18 protein-coding genes are annotated in these 19,590 nt (G+C 71.3%); 12 read left to right on the top strand and 6 right to left on the bottom strand.

The window, feature by feature from the left end; genetic code table 11:
* Positions 1 to 11 precede the first annotated feature (11 nt).
* The 9 genes from murG to AB0C28_RS26170 all read left to right on the top strand — a co-directional run bounded on the left by murG (position 12) and on the right by AB0C28_RS26170 (position 10,222).
* Complete coding sequence (murG, locus tag AB0C28_RS26130; protein ID WP_357852270.1) at positions 12 to 1,088, top strand: undecaprenyldiphospho-muramoylpentapeptide beta-N-acetylglucosaminyltransferase; 1,077 nt, start codon at positions 12 to 14, stop codon at positions 1,086 to 1,088.
* The gene (gene murC / locus AB0C28_RS26135; RefSeq protein WP_357852273.1) at positions 1,085 to 2,482 is read left to right on the top strand and encodes a UDP-N-acetylmuramate--L-alanine ligase; all 1,398 of its coding nucleotides are present in this window, start codon (positions 1,085 to 1,087) and stop codon (positions 2,480 to 2,482) included. Before murG ends, murC begins: the two co-directional genes overlap by 4 nt.
* 114 nt (positions 2,483 to 2,596) lie before the next feature.
* Positions 2,597 to 3,265, top strand: coding sequence for an FtsQ-type POTRA domain-containing protein (locus AB0C28_RS26140; protein WP_357852275.1), 669 nt, complete (start codon positions 2,597 to 2,599; stop codon positions 3,263 to 3,265).
* Between the two features lie 336 nt (positions 3,266 to 3,601).
* On the top strand, positions 3,602 to 5,053 hold the full coding sequence (gene ftsZ, locus AB0C28_RS26145; RefSeq protein WP_358078024.1) for a cell division protein FtsZ: 1,452 nt from the start codon (positions 3,602 to 3,604) through the stop codon (positions 5,051 to 5,053).
* Positions 5,054 to 5,269: 216 nt separating this feature from the next.
* Positions 5,270 to 5,962, top strand: a complete 693-nt coding sequence (locus AB0C28_RS26150) for a YggS family pyridoxal phosphate-dependent enzyme (protein ID WP_357852281.1) — start codon at positions 5,270 to 5,272, stop codon at positions 5,960 to 5,962.
* 139 nt (positions 5,963 to 6,101) lie between these two features.
* The gene (sepF, locus tag AB0C28_RS26155; protein WP_357852284.1) at positions 6,102 to 6,602 is read left to right on the top strand and encodes a cell division protein SepF; all 501 of its coding nucleotides are present in this window, start codon (positions 6,102 to 6,104) and stop codon (positions 6,600 to 6,602) included.
* Between the two features lie 80 nt (positions 6,603 to 6,682).
* Positions 6,683 to 6,970, top strand: coding sequence for a YggT family protein (locus AB0C28_RS26160; protein WP_106244610.1), 288 nt, complete (start codon positions 6,683 to 6,685; stop codon positions 6,968 to 6,970).
* 106 nt (positions 6,971 to 7,076) lie between these two features.
* Positions 7,077 to 7,952 (top strand): DivIVA domain-containing protein, encoded by an 876-nt coding sequence (locus AB0C28_RS26165; RefSeq protein ID WP_357852287.1) that lies wholly within the window; start codon positions 7,077 to 7,079, stop codon positions 7,950 to 7,952.
* Positions 7,953 to 8,029: 77 nt separating this feature from the next.
* Positions 8,030 to 10,222, top strand: coding sequence for a hypothetical protein (locus tag AB0C28_RS26170; RefSeq protein WP_358078027.1), 2,193 nt, complete (start codon positions 8,030 to 8,032; stop codon positions 10,220 to 10,222).
* Between the two features lie 157 nt (positions 10,223 to 10,379).
* Here AB0C28_RS26170 and AB0C28_RS26175 read toward each other — a convergent pair whose 3' ends face one another.
* The 3 genes from AB0C28_RS26175 to ileS all read right to left on the bottom strand — a co-directional run bounded on the left by AB0C28_RS26175 (position 10,380) and on the right by ileS (position 14,851).
* A complete protein-coding gene (locus AB0C28_RS26175; protein ID WP_358078030.1) occupies positions 10,380 to 10,718 on the bottom strand; it encodes a hypothetical protein in 339 nt (112 codons plus the stop codon).
* 211 nt (positions 10,719 to 10,929) lie between these two features.
* Complete coding sequence (locus AB0C28_RS26180) at positions 10,930 to 11,481, bottom strand: NUDIX domain-containing protein (protein WP_358078033.1); 552 nt, start codon at positions 11,479 to 11,481, stop codon at positions 10,930 to 10,932.
* A gap of 223 nt (positions 11,482 to 11,704) precedes the next feature.
* On the bottom strand, positions 11,705 to 14,851 hold the full coding sequence (gene ileS, locus AB0C28_RS26185; RefSeq protein WP_357852296.1) for an isoleucine--tRNA ligase: 3,147 nt from the start codon (positions 14,849 to 14,851) through the stop codon (positions 11,705 to 11,707).
* Between the two features lie 469 nt (positions 14,852 to 15,320).
* On the opposite strand from ileS, the gene AB0C28_RS26190 reads away from it, so the two are divergent.
* From AB0C28_RS26190 to AB0C28_RS26200, 3 genes are read left to right on the top strand one after another with little or no spacing between them, the layout of a single operon-like run.
* Positions 15,321 to 15,710, top strand: a complete 390-nt coding sequence (locus AB0C28_RS26190; protein WP_346109073.1) for a TraR/DksA C4-type zinc finger protein — start codon at positions 15,321 to 15,323, stop codon at positions 15,708 to 15,710.
* The gene (gene lspA, locus AB0C28_RS26195; RefSeq protein WP_357852299.1) at positions 15,674 to 16,333 is read left to right on the top strand and encodes a signal peptidase II; all 660 of its coding nucleotides are present in this window, start codon (positions 15,674 to 15,676) and stop codon (positions 16,331 to 16,333) included. Before AB0C28_RS26190 ends, lspA begins: the two co-directional genes overlap by 37 nt.
* Complete coding sequence (locus AB0C28_RS26200) at positions 16,326 to 17,255, top strand: RluA family pseudouridine synthase (protein ID WP_357852499.1); 930 nt, start codon at positions 16,326 to 16,328, stop codon at positions 17,253 to 17,255. Before lspA ends, AB0C28_RS26200 begins: the two co-directional genes overlap by 8 nt.
* Positions 17,256 to 17,271: 16 nt before the next feature.
* On the opposite strand, the gene AB0C28_RS26205 is transcribed toward AB0C28_RS26200, so the two are convergent.
* Genes AB0C28_RS26205 through AB0C28_RS26215 form a run of 3 tightly spaced genes read right to left on the bottom strand, consistent with a single transcriptional unit; the run spans position 17,272 to position 19,583 of the window.
* Positions 17,272 to 18,603, bottom strand: coding sequence for a protein kinase (locus tag AB0C28_RS26205; RefSeq protein WP_358078036.1), 1,332 nt, complete (start codon positions 18,601 to 18,603; stop codon positions 17,272 to 17,274).
* Positions 18,604 to 18,612: 9 nt separating this feature from the next.
* Positions 18,613 to 18,924, bottom strand: coding sequence for an AzlD domain-containing protein (locus tag AB0C28_RS26210; protein WP_357852304.1), 312 nt, complete (start codon positions 18,922 to 18,924; stop codon positions 18,613 to 18,615).
* Positions 18,921 to 19,583 (bottom strand): AzlC family ABC transporter permease, encoded by a 663-nt coding sequence (locus AB0C28_RS26215; protein ID WP_357852306.1) that lies wholly within the window; start codon positions 19,581 to 19,583, stop codon positions 18,921 to 18,923. The genes AB0C28_RS26210 and AB0C28_RS26215 overlap by 4 nt, the downstream gene beginning before the upstream one ends.
* Between the last annotated feature and the right edge of the window lie 7 nt (positions 19,584 to 19,590).

Below are 19,590 nucleotides of genomic sequence, written 5' to 3' on the forward strand. Positions count from 1 at the left end.
GAGTGACCGAGATGAGGGTGGTCCTCGCCGGTGGGGGGACGGCCGGGCACATCGAGCCCGCGTTGGCCCTTGCGGACGCGCTGCGCCATCTTGACCGGAGCGTCGGCATCACCTGCGTGGGCACGGAGCGCGGCCTGGAGTCGCGGCTCGTGCCCGCCAGGGGCTACGAGCTGGAGCTGGTGCCGGCCGTGCCGCTGCCAAGGGCGATCACTCCGAGCCTGCTCACCGTGCCGGGCAGGCTCGCCGGGGCGATCAACGCCACGGCCGCCATACTCGACCGGGTCCAGGCCGACGTCCTAGTCGGCTTCGGCGGCTACGTGGCCACGCCCGCCTACCTGGCGGCCAAGCGGCGCGGCCTGCCGATCGTGGTCCACGAGGCCAACCCGCGTCCCGGCCTGGCCAACCGGCTGGGCGCCCGGCTGACCGACCACGTCTTCAGCGGGTTCCCCGAGACCACGCTGCCCAAGGCCGAATACATCGGCACGCCGCTGCGCCGCGACATCGTCACGCTCGACCGGCTGTCCACGGGCGACAAGGCGCGCTCGTGGTTCGGGCTGGAGAACGACCGGCCGACGCTGCTGGTGTTCGGCGGCTCGCAGGGCTCCAGGTCGATCAACCACGCCGCGCTCGCCGCCGCGCCCGTGCTGCGCAGGGCCGGGGTGCAGGTGCTCCACGTCATCGGCCCGAAGAACACCGTCGAGCACGAGCCGCCGCCTGGCGACCCGCAATACGTGCTGCTGCCCTACATCGACCGCATGGACCTCGCCTACGCCGCCGCCGACGTGGCCCTGTGCCGTAGCGGGGCGCTGACCTGCGCCGAGCTGACCGCGGTCGGGCTGCCCGGCGCCTACGTCCCGCTCCCGTACGGCAACGGCGAGCAGCGCATCAACGCCGAGCGCATCGTCCGCGGCGGCGGCGGCCTGGTGGCCGACGACGCCGAGCTGTCACCCGAATGGATCATCCACAACGTGCTGCCCATCCTCCGCGACCCCGAGCGGGTCGTCGCCATGTCGGAGGCCGCCTCCAGACTGGGGAGGAAGGACGCCGATATCATGCTTGCCAGGAAAGTGTTGGAGATAGCCCGATGAGTCTCGTCAAGCTGGTCGATCCCGTCACCGTAGAAGAGCTGGGGCGGGTGCACTTCATCGGCGTGGGCGGCGCCGGCATGTCGGGCATCGCCCGCATCCTGCTCAAGCGCGGCGTACGGGTGACCGGCAGCGACGCCCGCAGCTCCGAGCTGATCACCGAGCTGCGCGAGCTGGGCGCGACCGTGCACATCGGCCACGCCGCCTCCCACATCAGAGACGTCGACACCGTGGTCGTCTCGACCGCGATCCGCGACTCCAACCCCGAGCTGGGCGAGGCGCTCAAGCAGGGGCTGCGGATCATCCCGCGGGCCGCCGCCCTCGCCTCCGTGATGGCCGGGCGCACCGCGGTCGCCATCGCCGGCACCCACGGCAAGACCACGACCACGTCCATGCTGACCGTGGCGCTGCAGAAGTGCGGCGCCGACCCGTCCTACTGCGTGGGCGGCCAGCTCGTCACCACCGGGCTGGGCGCCGACGACGGACAGGGGCAGGTGTTCGTGGCGGAGGCCGACGAGAGCGACGGCTCCTTCCTCATGCTCGCCCCCGACATCGCCGTGGTGACCAACGTCGAGGCCGACCACCTCGACAACTACGGCGACCCGCGGGCCGTCCACGACAGCTTCGCCAGGTTCGCCGACCGGATCGGCTCGCTGCTCATCGCGTGCGCTGACGACCCGGGCGCGGCCGAGGCGGCCCGCCGGGCGGCCGAGCGCGGGCTGCGGGTCAAGACCTACGGCGTGACCGGCGACGACTACCGGATCTCCGGCGTCAGGCCCGACGGGTTCGGCACGGTGTTCACCGTCGAGGGCAGGGGCGAGGTGCGCCTGGCCGTTCCCGGGGCCCACAACGCGCTCAACGCCACCGCGGTGATCGCCGTGGCCGACGAGCTGGGGCTGCCGTTCGAGGAGATCAGGCAGGGGCTGGGCGCCTTCACCGGGGCCAAGCGGCGCTTCGAGGCCAAGGGCGAGGCGGGCGGCATCGCGGTGTTCGACAGCTACGCCCACCACCCGACCGAGCTGGCCGCCGATCTGCGGGCCGCGCGCGACGTGGTGGCCTCCTACTCCGGCACGGGCCGGGTCATCGCGATCTTCCAGCCCCACCTCTACTCGCGCACCCGGTACTTCGCCGACGAGTTCGGCGCGGCGCTCGGGCTGGCCGACGAGGCCATCGTGCTCGACGTCTACGGGGCCCGCGAGGATCCCGAGCCGGGGGTGTCCGGCGCGATGGTGGCCGAGCGGGTGCCGCTGCTGCCCGAGCGGGTGGCGTACGCGCCCGACCGGTCCTCGGTGCCCGGGCTGGTGGCCGAGCGGGCCAGGCCCGGCGACATCGTCCTCACCATGGGCGCGGGTGACGTGACCGAGCTCGGGCCGCAGATCGTCGCGCGCCTGTCCTGAACCGCGTGCTGAGGGGGCCCTCAGCGCTGATGCGGGTTGGGCGTGGCGCGCGGTGTCAGGCCGTGCGTCGGCGTAGGTTCGGTGCCGACATGGGCGCATGCTGGTGGGAGGGCGATGAAGGCGCGCACGGCTTTCCTGGTGCTGCTGACGGCCGGGGTGGTGGGCACCGCCGCGTGGCTGGTGTTCTTCTCGCCCGTGCTGGGCGTGCGTTCGATAGAGATCGTGGGAAATCTCACAGTGCCGAGCGAGCGCATCAAGCAGCAGGCCGGCGTGCCCGACCTCCATCCCCTCGCCACCGTCAACCTCGCCGACGTGCAGAGCCGCGTCCTGACCATCAGACAGCTCGCCGGCGCCAAGGTGGACCGGGTCTGGCCCGGCACGCTCAAGATCGAGGTCGTCGAGCGCGAACCGGTCGCCGCCGTCCAGACGGGCGACAAGTTCGCGATCGTCGACGGCCAGGGCGTGGTGATCGAGGTCAAGAACGCGGTGCCGCCCATGCTGCCGTTGCTCAAGGTCGATCGCCCGGCCCAGGGCGACCCGGTCATGACGGCGGCGCTCAAGGTCGTGCGGTCCGTGCCGGACGAGGTGGCGGCCAAGGTCAGGCAGGTCCGCGCGGGCACGGCCGAGGGGGTGACCCTGATCCTCTCCGACGGCCGTACCGTCATCTGGGGCGGCACCGACCGGCCCGAGGAGAAGGGCCGCATCCTGGTCGCGCTGCTCAGACGGGAGAGAGCGGTCACCCTGTACGACGTCAGCTCACCCGACGTGGTGACCCTGAAGTGATCGTGATCGTCAGGGTCTGGCAACCGAGGGGCAACGGCATCGCCGAGCCTGTGCGAGGCGGGGGTCGCGGCGTGAGAGCCTGTAAGCCGGACTTTCGGCAGTGGAGGCCCGCGACCAGGCGTGACTGCGGAGCGAAACGGACAGCCCGCGACACGCCGGACGTGCTTGCGGCGCGGTTAGTTGACCCGCCTGGAGCGTAACTCCTACTGTCCGTATCAATCCTCAGGTTGACATAAATCTAAATCTCAACCTGAGGTCGAGAGTTACCCGAACTAACAAAAAGCGGAGATGATCCGCACCGAAATGGCAAGTCAACGAGCGGAAAGGCCCCTCGTCGTGGCAGCACCGCAGAACTACCTCGCGGTCATCAAGGTCGTCGGCATCGGCGGCGGCGGAGTCAACGCCGTCAACCGGATGATCGAAGAGGGACTCAAGGGCGTCGAGTTCATCGCCATAAACACCGACGCCCAGGCGCTGCTGATGAGTGACGCCGATGTGAAACTCGACGTGGGCCGTGAGCTCACGCGCGGGCTTGGCGCGGGCGCCAACCCCGATGTCGGCCGCAAGGCGGCCGAGGACCACCGTGAGGAGATCGAGGAGGTCCTCAAGGGGGCCGACATGGTCTTCGTCACGGCCGGTGAGGGCGGTGGCACGGGCACCGGCGGCGCGCCCGTCGTGGCCAACATCGCCAGATCGCTCGGCGCGCTCACCATCGGTGTCGTGACCAGGCCCTTCAGCTTCGAAGGACGGCGCAGGGCCTCGCAGGCCGAGGCGGGCATCGAGACCCTGCGCGACGAGGTCGACACCCTCATCGTGATCCCCAACGACCGCCTGTTGTCGATCTCCGACCGCCAGGTGAGCGTGCTCGACGCGTTCAAGGCGGCCGACCAGGTGCTGCTGTCGGGTGTCCAGGGCATCACCGACCTGATCACCACTCCCGGTCTGATCAACCTCGACTTCGCCGACGTCAAGTCGGTCATGTCGGGCGCGGGCTCCGCCCTCATGGGCATCGGCCACGCGCGCGGCGACGACCGTTCGGTGGCGGCGGCCGAGATGGCGGTCTCCAGCCCGCTGCTGGAGGCCAGCATCGACGGCGCCCACGGCGTACTGCTGTCGATCGCGGGCGGCTCCGACCTCGGCCTGTTCGAGATCAACGAGGCGGCCCAGCTCGTCTCCATGGCTGCCGCGCCCGACGCCAACATCATCTTCGGCACGGTCATCGACGACGCCCTAGGCGACGAGGTGCGGGTGACGGTGATCGCGGCCGGCTTCGACGACGTGCCCGGGCCGGCGGAGAAGCAGGTGCCGCGCCCGGCCGGGCGCCCGGCCGCCGCACAGCCCGCCGCGCCGCCTCCGTCGTCTCCTGTGCGGCCGAGCGTGGCGTCCCCGAGTGTGAAGTCCGAGCCGCCCGCGTTGCGGCCTGAGCCGCGCGCTGAGGTGCGTCCTGAGCCCGTCAGGCCCGAGCCTCGCTCCGACTTCCGCGCCGAGCCGCGTCCTGAGCCGCGTACGGACTTCAGGCCCGAGCCCCGGGCGGAGTTCAGGCCCGAGCCGCGGGTCGAGCCGCGCCCCGAGCCCGTGCGCCCGGTCGAGCCCCCGCAGGCGGCCGAGGCTGTCGCCGACGAGCCGGCGGACGAGCCGTCGGGCCCCGTCTCGATCCCCCGGCCCACGCCCGAGCCCGCCAACCCGCCCACGCCCATCACCTCCCGCATGTCGGAGCCGCCCAAACGTCCTCGGGTGATCTTCGAGGAGCAGGAAGAGGAACTCGACGTTCCCGACTTCCTCAAATAGCCGTCCTCGAATAGCAGTCCTCAAGTAGCAGTCGTCGAATAGCAGCCGGAAACCGCACATCGCCTGACGCCGCTCCCCGCAGGGACACGGGAGCGGCGCCGTCGTGTGCGGGCCAGGCGAGGCGGATTGTGCGGGGCTGTTGTGCGGGGCGGATTTGCGGCGGATTTGCGGGGCTGGTTGTGCGGGGCGTACGAGGAACGCGAGGGGAGAAGGCACGTGAGAAGGGACGAGATCGCGTCCGGTCTCGCCGAGGTGGACGCGCGCATCGCGGCGGCCTGCCGCGCCGTGGGCCGCGACCGGGGCGAGGTCACGCTGATCGCCGTCACCAAGACGCGTCCGGCCGAGGACGTGCGCATCCTGTCCGAGCTGGGCGTGCGCGACGTCGGCGAGAACCGCGACCAGGAGGCCGCGGTCAAAGCTCGCGAGCTGGCCGGGCTGCCGCTCACCTGGCACTTCGTCGGCCAGTTGCAGACCAACAAGGTCCGCTCCGTGGTCGGGTACGCCGACGTGATCCACTCCGTCGACCGGCTCAGGCTGCTGGAGACGATCAGCAAGGAGGCCGTGCGCCAGGGCCGCTCGGTCGGGTGCCTGCTGCAGGTGGCGCTCGACGACGACCCGGCCAGGGGCGGCGCCCGTCCCGCCGACCTGCTCCCGCTCGCCGACGAGGTGGCCCTGGCCGACGGGGTTTGGCTGGGCGGCGTCATGGCGGTCGCCCCGCTGGGCGAGGAGCCGGCCAGGGCGTTCGAGAAGCTCAGGGACCTGGCCACGCGCCTGCAGGAGCAGCACCCCCGGGCCACGATGATCTCGGCCGGCATGAGCGAGGACCTCGCGCAGGCCGTCGCGTACGGCGCGACACACGTGCGCGTCGGTACGGCGTTGCTCGGTCGTCGCAAGCCCTTCGTCAGGTAATGTCCCCTCAAGTGGGTCTTCAAGCCCGCGACCAGATAGAGGTCGATCTAGCGGTGAGCTCCAGGGGGCACGCCTACCGCCCCGGACCCGGCGACGGGCCCAGGGGAAGTGCGACCATGAGCAGGAGGACGACGTAGCGATGGCCGGCGCGATGCGCAAGATGGCGGTCTACCTCGGTCTCGTGGAGGACGACCGCTACGAGAGATATGAGACCTACACCGACGACTACGCCTACGACGACGAGGTGCAGCGTACCGGTGAGGAACGGCCCGTGGCGGTCCAGGACCGCGACGACGAGCCCGAGGCCGGGGTGCCCGCCCCCAGGCCCACCACGACGATCCTGGAACGCCGCACGACCGATCTGGCCCGCATCACGACCCTGCACCCCAGGACGTACAACGAGGCGCGGACGATCGGCGAGCACTTCCGCGACGGCACCCCCGTCATCATGAATCTGACCGAGATGGTTGACAGCGATGCCAAGCGGCTCGTTGATTTCGCGGCAGGTCTCGTCTTTGGCCTACATGGCAGCATTGAACGTGTTACCAACAAGGTGTTCCTGTTGTCCCCTGCCAATGTCGAGGTGACCGCCGAGGACAAGGCCCGAATCGCGGAACGCGGATTCTTCAACCAGAGTTAGAGTCTCTGTATGCCTATCGGACCCAACCCGGTCTCACCGAGGCCGGGCGGGCACATCAGAAGTGGAGGCGCGGCCGGGCCGTGGATGTCGTCGGTGGGATCTTGGTCGTTGTCCTGTCCCTCTATCTGGTGCTGCTCATCGGCAGAATGATCTTTGAGACGGTTCAGGCTTTCGCCCGGCAGTGGCGGCCTTCCGGCGTTGTACTGGTGCTGGCAGAGGCCACATACACCGCCACGGACCCGCCCCTCAAGTTCCTCCGCCGTTTCATTCCTCCGCTCCGGTTGGGTACGGTGGCCTTTGACCTAAGCTTCACTGTCCTGTTCATCGTGGTGCTGATCTTGATCCAGATCGCCGGAACGCTGCGATGAGCCGGGCCCGTGCGGCGCTCGGTCGTGATCCAACTCGTGTCCGCGCTGAGGTGATTCGGGTAACCGTCCTCCGGACAGACTCCAAGCGCGCCAAGGAGACCAAAAAATGCCGCTGACGCCCGCTGATGTGCGGAACAAGCAGTTCAGTACCACCCGGTTGCGACCGGGCTACGACGAGGAGGAGGTCGACGCCTTCCTCGACGAGGTGGAGGCTGAACTCGACCGCCTGATCCAAGAGAACGAGGAGCTCCGCGCCAAGCTGGCCGAGTGCCTGCGCGGGAAGGTGCCGGGCGGCATGAACATGCCCATGGCCTCCGCCCCGGTCCAGGAGCAGCCCAAGCCCGAGATGATGGCGCCGCCGCAGCCGGAGCCCATGCGGGCCCCCGAGCCGCCGCCGGTGCAGCAGCAGCCGGTCCCCGTGGCCATGAACATGCCTCCCGCCGAGGACAACATGGACACCGCGGCCCGCGTTCTCGCGCTCGCCCAGCAGACCGCCGACCAGGCGATCGCCGACGCCCGCCGGGAGGCGGACGAGACGGTCACCCGCGCCCGCCGCGAGGCCGACGAGATCCTCACCAAGGCCCGCCGCCAGGCCGAGCAGGTCATCGGCGACGCCCGTGCCCGCGCCGAGACGCTCGAGCGCGACGCGCAGGAGCGCCACCGCCAGGCGATGGGCTCGCTCGTGCAGACGCGCGACGAGCTCGAGCGCAAGGTTGAGGAGCTGCGCAGCTTCGAACGCGAATACCGCAGCCGGCTCAAGCTCTACCTGGAGAACCAGCTCGCCGAGCTCAACGTCTCCGCGGAGGGCAGCGGCGGCTTCCCGGTCATGTCCGGCGGCCCGCAGGGCCAGGCTCCCGCCATGTCGCACGCCGTGCCTCAGGGTGGCCAGCAGCCTCTGCCCGGTGGCCAGAGCCCGTTCGGCGGAGAGGCTCCGCAGGGTGCCTTCCCCGGCGGTGACGGTCCCCACAACGACCGCCGGTAAAGTAGCGGGTCACTAGGACCTGTCACTCGAAAGAGCCCTCTGTGATCCTTATCAGTGCTGGTTTGGTGCTCGCGGCAGTGGTTCTGCTGATCGCGGGCTTCGTACTGGCGAAGCCGTTCCTGATCATGTGGTCCATCGTGGTCAGCGTGCTGTCCGCGCTGTTCCTGGTGATCGGGGCGTTCCTACGGCGTAACGAGCTTTTTCCCGGAGGTGGGCAGGCCGCTGCGCCGGCCACCCCCCCGAAGGGGCTCATGCCGCCGGCTCCGCCGTACAACCAGACCGGTCCCATGGCTCACCAGCCACCCATGCGGCCCCAGCCGCACCCCCGACCGCATCCGCAGGCGCCGCAGCGGACCGCCACGGTCCCCGCGCCCGCCATGCGCCGCCCCACCGGGGGCGGCGTCGCGCCGGACGCGATCGTGCTGGTGATCCCGGGACGCAAGCGCTACCACGTATCCGGCTGCAGGCAGCTGACCGGCCGGGATCACGAGGAGCTCACCTACGAGGAGGCACGCGAGGAGGGCTTCACGCCCTGCACGGCGTGCCTGCCGGACGCAGCGCTCGGCGGACGGCAGCTGCCGCCTGCCGCCGACCCCGAGCCCGTCGTCGCCCCCGGTTCCGCCCCCGGCAAGTCCGCCCCCGTCAAGGACATCGCGGCGAGCCGGGCCGAAAACTCCGCGGAGACCCGCGACCTCCGTCCGCCGGTCACCCCGCCGAAGCCCGACACGAAGGCTTCCACCCCCGACCCGGAGCCTGCCGCCGCCCACGAGGATGGCGCCCCCGGGTGGTTCGGCCGTCCGACGGCCGACAGCACCGACACTTTCTCCGCCGCCCCCGAGCCCGGCTCGGACGCAGAGCAGGCGGAGACCTCATACTTCCGGCCGCCCCCGTTCGTCCAGAGAGGCGAGGGAGCGTCCAGGCAGCGAGCCGAAGGCGCGTCCGGGCAGCGAGCCGAAGGGGCACCGGGGCCGGGCAAGGCCGGAGCAGGCAAGCCCTCTTCAGGGCCGCGCCCCACCGACTCGTCTTCGAGCCGCCCGTCTTCCAGCACGTCCCCCTCGGGCAGGCCGTCTTCCGGCACCCCCGGATCCGGGAAGCCCGGCTCGGGCGCGACTCCGGCCGCTGGTGCAAGTGTGCCCGGTACGCCTGCCTCCGGTAGGCCCTCCACCGGCGACACCTCACCCGGTGACAGCGGGCCTTCGAGCAAGCCGCAGACCGGGGCCGGCAAGCCTGGACAGCCCGCCACGGGCGGTACGCAGCGGCCAGGCTCGTCCCCGGAGCCGTCCGGCGCCAGACCCGGCCAGGCAGCCACGAAGCCCGGCCAGCCCACCGCCAAGCCGGGCCGGCCCGGCACCACGCCGACCCACCCGGATGAAGCCGACGCCAAGGGCGGCCAGGCGAGCACGACGCCCGGCCAGCCCGGCAGCAAGGGCGGCCAGTCGGGCACGCCGGGCCAGTCCGCCGGCAAGCCGGGTACCACGCCTGGGCAGTCCGGAGGCAAGCCCGGTCAGTCCGCGGGCAAGACAGGGCAGACCAGGGACGCGCATGACCAGGATGACGACGGCCCAGGACCCGCAACGGCGCCGCAGCCCCGCGTGACCGTGTCGCCGACGTCAGGGCGTACCGGAAGTACGGGAAGTACGGGAGGAACCACCGGAGCCGGCGCCAAGCCGTCCCAGCGTCCTTCTGGCTCTTCCAGCCCTTCTGAGCAGTCGCTGTCGCCGTCGCAGGGGGAGACCCTGATCCTGCACGAGCGGCCAGCCTCCTCGTCCGAGTCACAGGCCAAGCCCAAGGGCCCGCTGCCTCCAGGCACGCCGGCTCGACCGCAGGGCGCCGCACCCGCCGCCGGCCCGGGAAAGACAGAGGGCGGCGGCGACCCCAAGGCCGGCCCCAAGACGGCGACCGGCAGGGGAGAGACACCGCGAGGTGACGGCGGCCCCGCGACCAAGGGCGACACTCCCGCCACCAAGGGCGGGCCCTCCGCAGGCACACCCCGACCGTCCGCTTCCGACGCCTCCACGAAAACCCCGGCGTCCGGCACCAAGGACGAGCCGGCTCCAGGGGTCGGCAAGCCCACCGCCGGCTCCGGCGGAAGCGAGCGCCAGGGAGTCGTGAAGGTCATCATCGGCACCCGCCGCTACCACAGCACCGCCTGCCCCCTGGTCAGGGGCGCAGGCGAGACCGGCGTCGAGACGATGACCCTCGCCGCCGCCGAAGCAGCCGGCCTGACCAGCTGCTCGGTGTGCCAGCACGACCGCCAGACCGTCTCCTGAAACAGCATCCCCGCACCCACGCCTCAACCACCGCTCCGACCCGCACCGGGTCCGGCAACCTCACCAGGACGCCGACCGCGGTGCTCCTGTCGCGGCCGTCCAGCTGGGGCTGGGTGTCGGCTGCCGTCATGGTGGGCTGCACGTCGGCCTAGCGCCATCACCGACCGGCGGACCGCCGGTGGGCTGCACGTCGGCCTAGCGCCGCCACCGACCGGAGAACCGCCGTCCCCAGCGCTGAGGCGATGATGCCCCGCAGATGGATGCCTAGATGGAGGAAGCGCAGCGCCGCCATGCGCCCCTTGGCCGACCCCGCCGAGACACGATCGTCGCGGAGCAGGAAGGCGTTGATGTCGGCCCCTGCCAGGGTCTGAGGCGCGAAGACGTCCTCGATCGCCGCCTGCTCACGAAGGAACCGGCGGGCGGCCTTCTCGTAGCTCAGCACCGTAGCCGGGGCCGAGCCCCGCTCTCGCACCATCCAGGAGCGGTGCTGCTCCAACAGTGTCTCCAGCGGCGTGGCCGATGCCGGCTTCGCCAGGAACCCCGTCCATGCTGTCGGGTATCAATCAACCGCCGGTGCGATGGAATGGGCGTATGGGTATCCGATCTCCCCGTGTGCCGCCGCGTGCGGATATCGTCTCTGCCGCCGCAGCCCGGGCACGCCGGTGTCGCGCTGGCGGGGGCGGCCGGCTGGCTGCTGGCGTTCTTGGTCAGCCCGGAGGCATGGCGGCTGGCCGGGGAGAGCGCTCCGCTGAGCGCGGACGAGCGGGCTCGTTGCCAGACACCAGATACCGGCGCAACGCCTCTCGCCCACCGGGAACGAAAGGCCATCGATCCACGACCTCCCGCAGTTCGAGCTCCGTAAGCCAGGCATTCCACGCGATCTCGGACGCGTCTGGCACCAACGGCTGGCTGATCACGGCCTCATGCACCCCGAACCAGACAGGGCCGACCCCGTCCAGGCACAGAAACTTGAACATGAAACGCACCGGGACGTCGGCGCCCAGCTCCTCGGCCAGCTCGCGAGCCGCCGCGTCCTCATACGACTCGCCCACGTTCACGGCACCGCCGACCATCACGTCATAGTGGCCGGGAAAACGAGTGTGCTGCTCCGCTCGGCGCAGCACCAGGATCCGCCCGATCGGATCGCGGCAGATCGTGGTCGCGATCCGATGCATCCAGCGCCGACGCTCCGCCTCCGCCCGATCCACGACTCCCAGCACGCGGTCCCGTTCATCCACCCGCTCGACCAGCTCACCCATGCGGGACACGATGGCAGGCGCCACCGACAACCCGCTCCACGAGCACGCCGAGCCGGTGGTCCGCGTCATATGATCCGCGGAATCGCATCACGAGCCGAAGCACGATGAGCTCTGCCTGACCCCGCTGCGACGGCTGATGGGGTGAGGTGTCACCGCCGGGATTCACAGCGGGGAGAGCGAGAGGGGCGCCCTGTGACAGGGCGCCCCTCTCGGTGAAGCGGGGTCAGGCGCGGCGGAGCTGGAAGGTCAGGCCCAGGTCCTCGTCCACGTGTGACGGAAGGCCGGCCTCGGTGCCCTCCGTGAAGGTCGTGGCCAGGACCTCTTCCGTGACCACCTGCCCCTGCGTGCGCAGCGCGGCCGCCAGATCGGGGGAGGTGGCGGTCCACCACAGGTCGATGCGGTCCGTGATCGACAAACCGGTCGACTTGCGGGCTTCCTGGACCAGGCGGATGACCTCGCGCAGCAGGCCCGCGCGGCGCAGCTCGTCGTCGAGCTCCAGGTCCAGGGCCACGGTCTCGCCGGTGCCGGTGCCGATGGCGCCCGTCTCCACGGCCCAGCCCGAGCGGGGCTGCTCGTTGACGATCACCTCGTCGGGGCCGAGCATGATCTCGCCCAGGGAGTCCGCCTCCACCATGACCGTGGCGCCCGAGCGCAGGGCGCGGGCCACGCGGGTCGGGTCGGCGGCGGCCATCGCGGCGGCCACGAGCTTGGTCTGGGAGCCGAAGCGCTTGCCCAGGGCCCGGAAGTTGGGCTTGACCGTGTAGGACACGAGGTCGGCGCTGAAGCCGGACATGTCCTCCATGGCCTGGACGTTGAGCTCGTCGGCGACCAGGCCGCGCAGCTCGGCGGGCAGTGCCGGCCAGCCGTGCGCCCCCACCAGGGCGCGCCGCAGCGGCTGGCGGGTCTTGACGCCCGAGGAGGCGCGGGCCGAGCGGCCCAGCTCCACCAGGCGGCGCACCAGGGCCATCTGGTCCGACAGCGCCGGGTCGAGCAGGTCCTCGCGCACCTGCGGCCAGGAGGTCAGGTGCACCGAGGACGGGGCACCCGGGGTGCGCAGGACGTCCCAGAGGTGGTCGGTGACGAACGGCGTGATGGGTGCCATCAGCCTGAGGACCGTCTCCAGGCACTCGTACAGGGTCGCGAAGGCGTCCTGCGAGCCCTGCCAGAACCGGCGGCGCGAGCGGCGTACGTACCAGTTGGACAGGTCGTCGAGGAAGTCGGCCAGGCGGCGGCCGGCCCGCTGGGTGTCGTATTCGTCGAGCGCCGCCGTGACCTCGGCGACCGTGCGGTGCAGCTCGGCCAGCGCCCAGCGGTCGAGCAGCGGGCGCTCGGCCGGGGCGGTGGCCTCGGCCAGCGACTCGGGCGTCCACGACTCGGCGTTGGCGTAGAGGGTGAAGAACGAGGAGGTGTTCCAGAGCGTCAGCAGGACCTTGCGGACGATCTCCTCCAGCGTGTTGTGCCCCACCCTGCGGGCCGACCAGGGCGAGCCGGAGCAGGCCATGAACCAGCGCAGCGCGTCGGCGCCGTGCTGGTCCATCAGCGGGATCGGCTCCAGGATGTTACCCAGGTGCTTGCTCATCTTGCGGCCGTCCTCGGCCAGGATGAGGCCGAGGCAGAGCACGTTCTCGTAGGAGGACTGGCCGAAGACGAGCGTGCCGACGGCCATCAGCGAGTAGAACCAGCCGCGCGTCTGGTCGGTGGCCTCGCAGATGAACTGCGCCGGGTAGAGGCCCTCGGGCTTGCCGCGCTCGCCCCACTGGGCGAAGGGCATGGAGCCGGAGTCGTACCAGGCGTCGATGACGTCGGGCACGCGCCTGGCCTCGGCGCCGCACGAGGGGCAGCCGAAGGTGACGTCGTCGACGTACGGGCGGTGCGGGTCGAGCGCCGAGACGTCGTGGCCCGCGAGCGTGCTCAGCTCCTCCAGCGACCCGACGCACGTCACATGGGACTCGTCCTGCGAGCACACCCACAACGGCAGCGGCGTGCCCCAGTAGCGCGAGCGCGACAGCGACCAGTCGACGTTGTTGCGCAGCCACTCGCCGAAGCGGCCCCACTTGATCGTGTCGGGGTACCAGTTGGTGCCGGCGTTCTCGGCCAGCATCTGGTCCTTGACCGCGGTGGTGCGGATGTACCAGGACGGGAGCGCGTAGTAGAGCAGTGGCGTGTGGCAGCGCCAGCAGTGGGGGTAGCTGTGCTCGAAGTGGCCGCCGCGGAACAGCAGCCCGCGCGCCCGCAGGTCCTCGGTCAGCTCCTCGTCGGCGTCCTTGAAGAACCGGCCGCCGACCATGGGCACGTCGTCGAGGAAACGGCCGTCGGGGCCGATCGGGTTGACCACGGGCATGTCGTAACGCTTGATGACGGCCAGGTCGTCGGCGCCGAAGGCGGGCGCCTGGTGCACCAGGCCGGTGCCGTCCTCGACGGTGACGTAGTCGCCGAGCACCACGTAGTGGGCGCCGGGGATGTCGACCAGGTCGAACGGGCGCGTGTAGGTGGTGTGCTCCAGGTCGCGGCCGGTGTGGCGGGACAGCTCGGTCACGTCGTCGCCGAGCACCGACAGCAGCGGCTCGGCCACGACCAGCACCTCGCCGTCGGCCGTGCGGGCGGCCACGTAGGTGACGTCGGGGTGGACGGCGACGGCCGTGTTGGAGACCAGCGTCCACGGCGTGGTCGTCCAGACCAGCAGCGCCGCGCCCAGCTCGGCCAGCGGGCCCGAGGTCACGGGCATGCGGACGTAGACCGACGGGCTGGAGACGGTCTCGTAGCCGCCGGGCTGGCCCAGCTCGTGGTCGGACAGCCCGGTGCCGCAGCGCGGGCAGTAGGGGGTGATCCGGAAGTCGCGGAACAGCAGCCCCTTGTCGAAGACGACCTTCAGCGACCACCACACGGACTCGATGTAGGACGGGTCCATCGTCCGGTAGGCCTGCGACAGGTCGATCCAGTAACCCATCCGCTCGGTCATCTGCTCGAACGCGTCCACGTGCCGCAGCACCGACTCGCGGCACTTGGCGTTGAACTCGGCGATGCCGTACGTCTCGATGTCCTTCTTGCCGGACAGGCCCAGCTCGCGCTCGACGCCGACCTCGACCGGCAGGCCGTGGCAGTCCCAGCCGGCCTTACGCGGAACGCTGAATCCGCGCATGGACTTGTAGCGGGGGAAGAGGTCCTTGAACACGCGGGCCTCGACGTGGTGGACGCCGGGCAGGCCGTTGGCGGTGGGCGGGCCCTCGTAGAAGACCCAGGAGGGGTTGCCGGCGTTCTGCTCCACCGAACGCTCGAAGATCTTCCCGTCCCTCCACCGGTCGAGGACCTCGCGCTCGAGCGCGGGCAGGTCGACCTGCGCGGAAAGAGAGCGGAAATACGGAGAAGACATCTCGGGCGGGACCTCCACGCTTGATCGGCCGGCAGGGCTGTTGCGTGAAGGGACGAAGCCGGACGGCTCCGCGGTACCACCCTTCTTGGCCTCGCTCGGGGCGGGGCCCTCTTCATTCGAACTGCGGCCGGGTCTAATGAGCTCGAAGAGCCGTTCTTCCGGCGGCTCCGGGGTGATATCCCTCACAGTCGAGGGCCCCATCAACGCCTTGCAGACTCAAACCATAACGCAGAGCGGGGGCGAAGGCTTCCAGGTTTTCCCGGGTGGCTGCCCTGCCGGCGCCCGAGCTTCGGTACGTGAGTCGTAAACGGCGCAAAGTTGTGGGAATGGACGCCGCTGAGAAGGAGTTGAATGCGCGAGGCGGGATAGTACGGGGGAGGTAAACCGTCCGGCGGGTCGTTTGCCGTTCCGTTATAAGGATCCTAAGCTGCCCGCACCCTTTAGGCCCTTGTTCAGCATGGAGGCAGGCATGGCGGCAGTCACGCAGACCGCTACACCGTCGATGTGGTCGGAAGAGGAGCTGGCCGACGTCCGCGGCCGGCTCCAGACCGAGATCGACGAGCTCGAGGCGGACATCCACCGTCACGAGTCGGAGATAGCCTCTGGTGACGTCACCCAGGGCGCCGGCGACGACCAGGCGGACGCCGGAGCCAAGACGTACGAGCGCGAACGCGAGATCGCCCTTACCCTGAATGCGCGCGATCTGGTCGCGCAGAACGAACGTGCGATCGCCAGGATCGACGCAGGGACCTATGGAGTGTGCGAATCGTGCCACAAGCCGATCGGCAAGGAACGCCTCCAGGCGTTCCCGAGGGCGACGCTGTGCGTGGCCTGCAAGCAGAAGGAGGAGCGCCGGTAGCGGGCACCCCTGACGACCCTCCCGAGGACCGGGCTCCGGCCGACGCCGGGCGCGGGGAGGGGGCGCCCCCGGCAGGGCGCGGGCCTCGCCGGGGCCTGTTCGCGGTCCTCGTGGCGCTGGCGGCCGTGATCTACGCGGCCGACCTCGTCACCAAGACGGTGGTGCTGCGCACGCTCGAAGGCGAGCCGCCGCTGGTGGTGCTCCCCGGCGTGCTGCAGTTCCGGGTGATCTTCAACTCGGGCGCCGCCTTCAGCATCGGCACGGGGATGACGTTCGTCTTCACGCTGATCGCGGCCGGGGTGGTCGTGGCGATCATACGTACGGCGCGCAAACTCGGCAGCAGGGCCTGGGCGGTCTCGCTCGGCCTGCTGCTGGGCGGCGCGATCGGCAACCTCACCGACCGGCTGCTGCGCTACCCGTCGGGGATCGGGCGCTCCACGCAACTGCAGGGCCACGTCGTCGACTTCATCGAGGTCCTGCCCGGGAACTTCCCCGTCATCGACTACTTCCCCGTCTTCAACATCGCCGACTCGGCGATCGTCTGCGGCGGCATCCTGGCGGTGCTGCTGGCCTGGCGGAACGTGCAGATCGACGGGTCGAAGGAGGTGCGTGACGGTGAGTGAGCAGCGCAGCCTGCCCGTGCCCGACGGCCTGGAGGGAGAGCGGCTCGACGCCGCGCTGTCGCGGCTGTTCGGCTTCTCCCGTACGCGCGCCGCCGAGCTGATCCTGGCCGGCGAGGTGCTGGTGGACGGGCAGCAGCCGGCCAAGTCCGATCGGGTGCACGCCGGAGCATGGCTCGACGTGACGATGCCGCCGCCGGTGACCACGCCGATGCCGGTGGCCGAGCCCGTGCCGGGCATGACCATCGTGTACGAGGACGACGACGTCATCGTGATCAACAAGCCCATCGCGGTGGCCGCCCACCCCACCGTCGGCTGGACGGGCCCGACCGTGATCGGCGGGCTGCTCGGCGCCGGCCACACCATCGCCACCAGCGGCGCCGCCGAGCGCCAGGGCATCGTGCACCGGCTCGACGCCAACACCACGGGCGCCATGGTCGTGGCCAAGAGCGAGCACGCCTACTCCCACCTCAAGCGGGCCTTCAAGGAGCGCACGGTCGACAAGCGGTACCACGCGCTGGTGCAGGGCCACCCCGACCCGTTCAGGGGCACGGTCGACGCGCCCATCGACCGGCACCCGTCGGGCGACGGCCGCTTCGCCGTGGTGGCGGGTGGCAAGCCGTCCGTGACCCACTACGACACGGTGGAGGCGTTCAGGGCGGCGTCGCTGCTGGACATCAAGCTGGAGACCGGGCGTACGCACCAGATCAGGGTGCACATGTCGGCCCTGCGCCATCCGTGCGTGGGCGACCTGCTGTACGGCGCCGATCCCACGCTGGCCGCCCGCCTGGGGGTCACCCGGCAGTGGCTGCACGCGGTGGCGCTGGGGTTCGAGCATCCGTCGAGCGGGGAGTGGATGTCGTTCAGCACCGACTATCCGCAGGACCTGCAGAAGGCGCTCGACATCGTCCGCGAGGAGTCCTGAGGGCTGCTCGTCCGGGCTATGAGCCCTCGACCTGGCCAGGTGTCCTGGCCGGGGTGTCGTCCTTCTTCTCCTTGTCGTCCGTCGCCTCCCGCGACGGGGTCGCGCTCCGCTTGGGGGCGGGCGTCCTCGGCTGCTCGCGCGTGGGCGGCGGGGTGCTGCGCGGGCCGTTGCTCTGAGAGCCGGTGCTCCGGGGTACGGTGCCGCGCTCCGTAGGCTGGGACGCCGGCGGCCGGGAGGCGGTGTCCTCAGGTCCGGTCGGGTGGGTGGCCCGGTCGGTGGCCGGTGTCGTCCGGTCGGGGGCGGTGCTGGCGACCACGGCGGGGACGGTGCCGGGGCCGCTCGGCAGGTCGTCCGAGCGCTTCGACCACCAGGCCGCACCGCCCGTGACGACCGCCACGACGAGCGCGCCCCCGGCGATGACGGCCAGCGGCAGCGCCCGCCCGCGCCCGCTCCCATCTCCGGGCCGGCCCAGAAGCCCGGCGCGCCGCGTCACGCCGGGCAGCGCGACAGGGCCGGTCTGATCAGGTGCGCCGCCCGCCAGGATCACGCTCAGCCGCCGCGCGGCCTCGTCCAGCGTCATGCGCTCGGACGGATCCTTGCGCAGCAGCCCCATCACCACGGGAGCGAGCACGCCGGCCCTGGCCAGCGGCTCCGGCTCGGCGTGCATGACCGCGCCCAGCGTCGCCAGCGCGTTGTCGCGGTGGAAGGGGGAGCGGCCCTCGACCGCCATGTAGAGCGTCACCCCCAGCGACCACAGGTCCGACGCCGGCCGGGCCCGGCCGCCCGCCGCGCGTTCCGGCGCCATGAAGGAGGGGGTGCCGATCAGGATGCCGGTCCTCGTGACCGGGGCCTCGTCCTCGGTGGTGGCGATGCCGAAGTCGGTGAGCACCGCCCGGCCGTCCTCGGTGAGCAGCACGTTGTCCGGCTTGACGTCACGGTGCAGCACGCCGGCCGCGTGCGCGGCGCGCAGCGCCTCCGTGAGCTGCAGCCCGACGCTCGCGACGTCGAGCTGGGACATGGGGCCCTCGTCGCGGATCTGCTCGCCCAGCGTGCGGGAGTGCACGAGCTGCATCACGATCCAGGGGTGACCCTGCTCCTCCAGGACGTCGTAGACGGCGGCCACGCCGGGGTGCGCCACCCGGCCCGCCGCCCTGGCCTCGCGGAACGTGCGTACGGCGAACTCCTCGCGCTCCTCGTCCGTCAGGCCGGTGGGCGGCAGCACCTCCTTGACGGCCACGTCCCTGCCGAGCACCTCGTCGTGGGCCTGCCACACCGTGCCCATGCCGCCCCGGCCGATCGTCTTGAGCAGCCGATATCGCCCACCGACCATCACCGCTGAATCGGACATGCACCGCGACTACCCAAGAACGATCCGGACAAGCGCCGTAACAGCCGCCGCTGCCGCCAGAACCACCAGAAAAGGAGCGCGCAGCAGCAGCGCCACGACCGCCGCCCCGAGCCCCGCCGCGCGGGCCGGGTCGAAGCGCAGCGCTCCGTCCTCCGTGAACATCTGCACCGCGATCAGCGCCGCCAGCAGCGCCACCGGCACCAGCTCGGCGAATCTGCGCACCATCGGATGGTCCAGCACCTTGCGCGGCGCGGCGAGTCCGGCCAGCTTCAGCGCGTAGCAGCCCGCGCAGACCACGGCGATCGCCCACCACAGCGTCATCGCGCCATCACCACCAGAACGGCCACGGCCGACAGCAGCACCGGCACGCCCGGCGGGAAGAACGGGGTGGCGCACAGCGCGATCACCGCCGCGCCGGCGGCCAGCGCGGGCAGCTCGCCGCCGGCCTTCAGGCGGGGCCACAGGATGGCGAGGAACGCGACCGGGCCCACCACGTCCAGGCCCAGCACGCCGGGGTCGCCCAGGGACGAGGTGCCGTACGCGCCGGCCAGCGTGGTGAGGTTCCAGGTCAGGTACAGGCTGGCGAACGTGGTCACGAAGCCCGTGCGGGCGGCCTCGGGGGTCGGCTGGGCGAGCGTGACGGCCGTGGTCTCGTCGATGACGCCCTGGGCGGCCAGCAGGCGGCGCGGGCCGCGGACCCGGAGCAGGTCGGCCAGGCGCAGGCCGTACAGTGTGTTGCGGCCGCCGAGCAGCAGCGCGCCGAGCGCGGCGGCGGCCAGGTCGCCGCCGGCGCCCACCGCGCCGGTCAGCGCGAACTGCGAGGCCCCGGTGAACGCCAGCAGGCTGAGCACGCACGCCTGCGGCACCGACAGGCCCGCGGTGATCGCCGCGGCGCCGAAGGCGAGGCCGGACAGCCCCACCGCCAGGCCGACGCCGAGACCGTCCCGCACGGCGGCGGAGCGGTGTGTTGTCTCTTCCATGCCACCC

It is taken from the genome of Nonomuraea sp. NPDC048892, assembly GCF_040649735.1.
GTDB lineage: Bacteria > Actinomycetota > Actinomycetes > Streptosporangiales > Streptosporangiaceae > Nonomuraea > Nonomuraea maheshkhaliensis.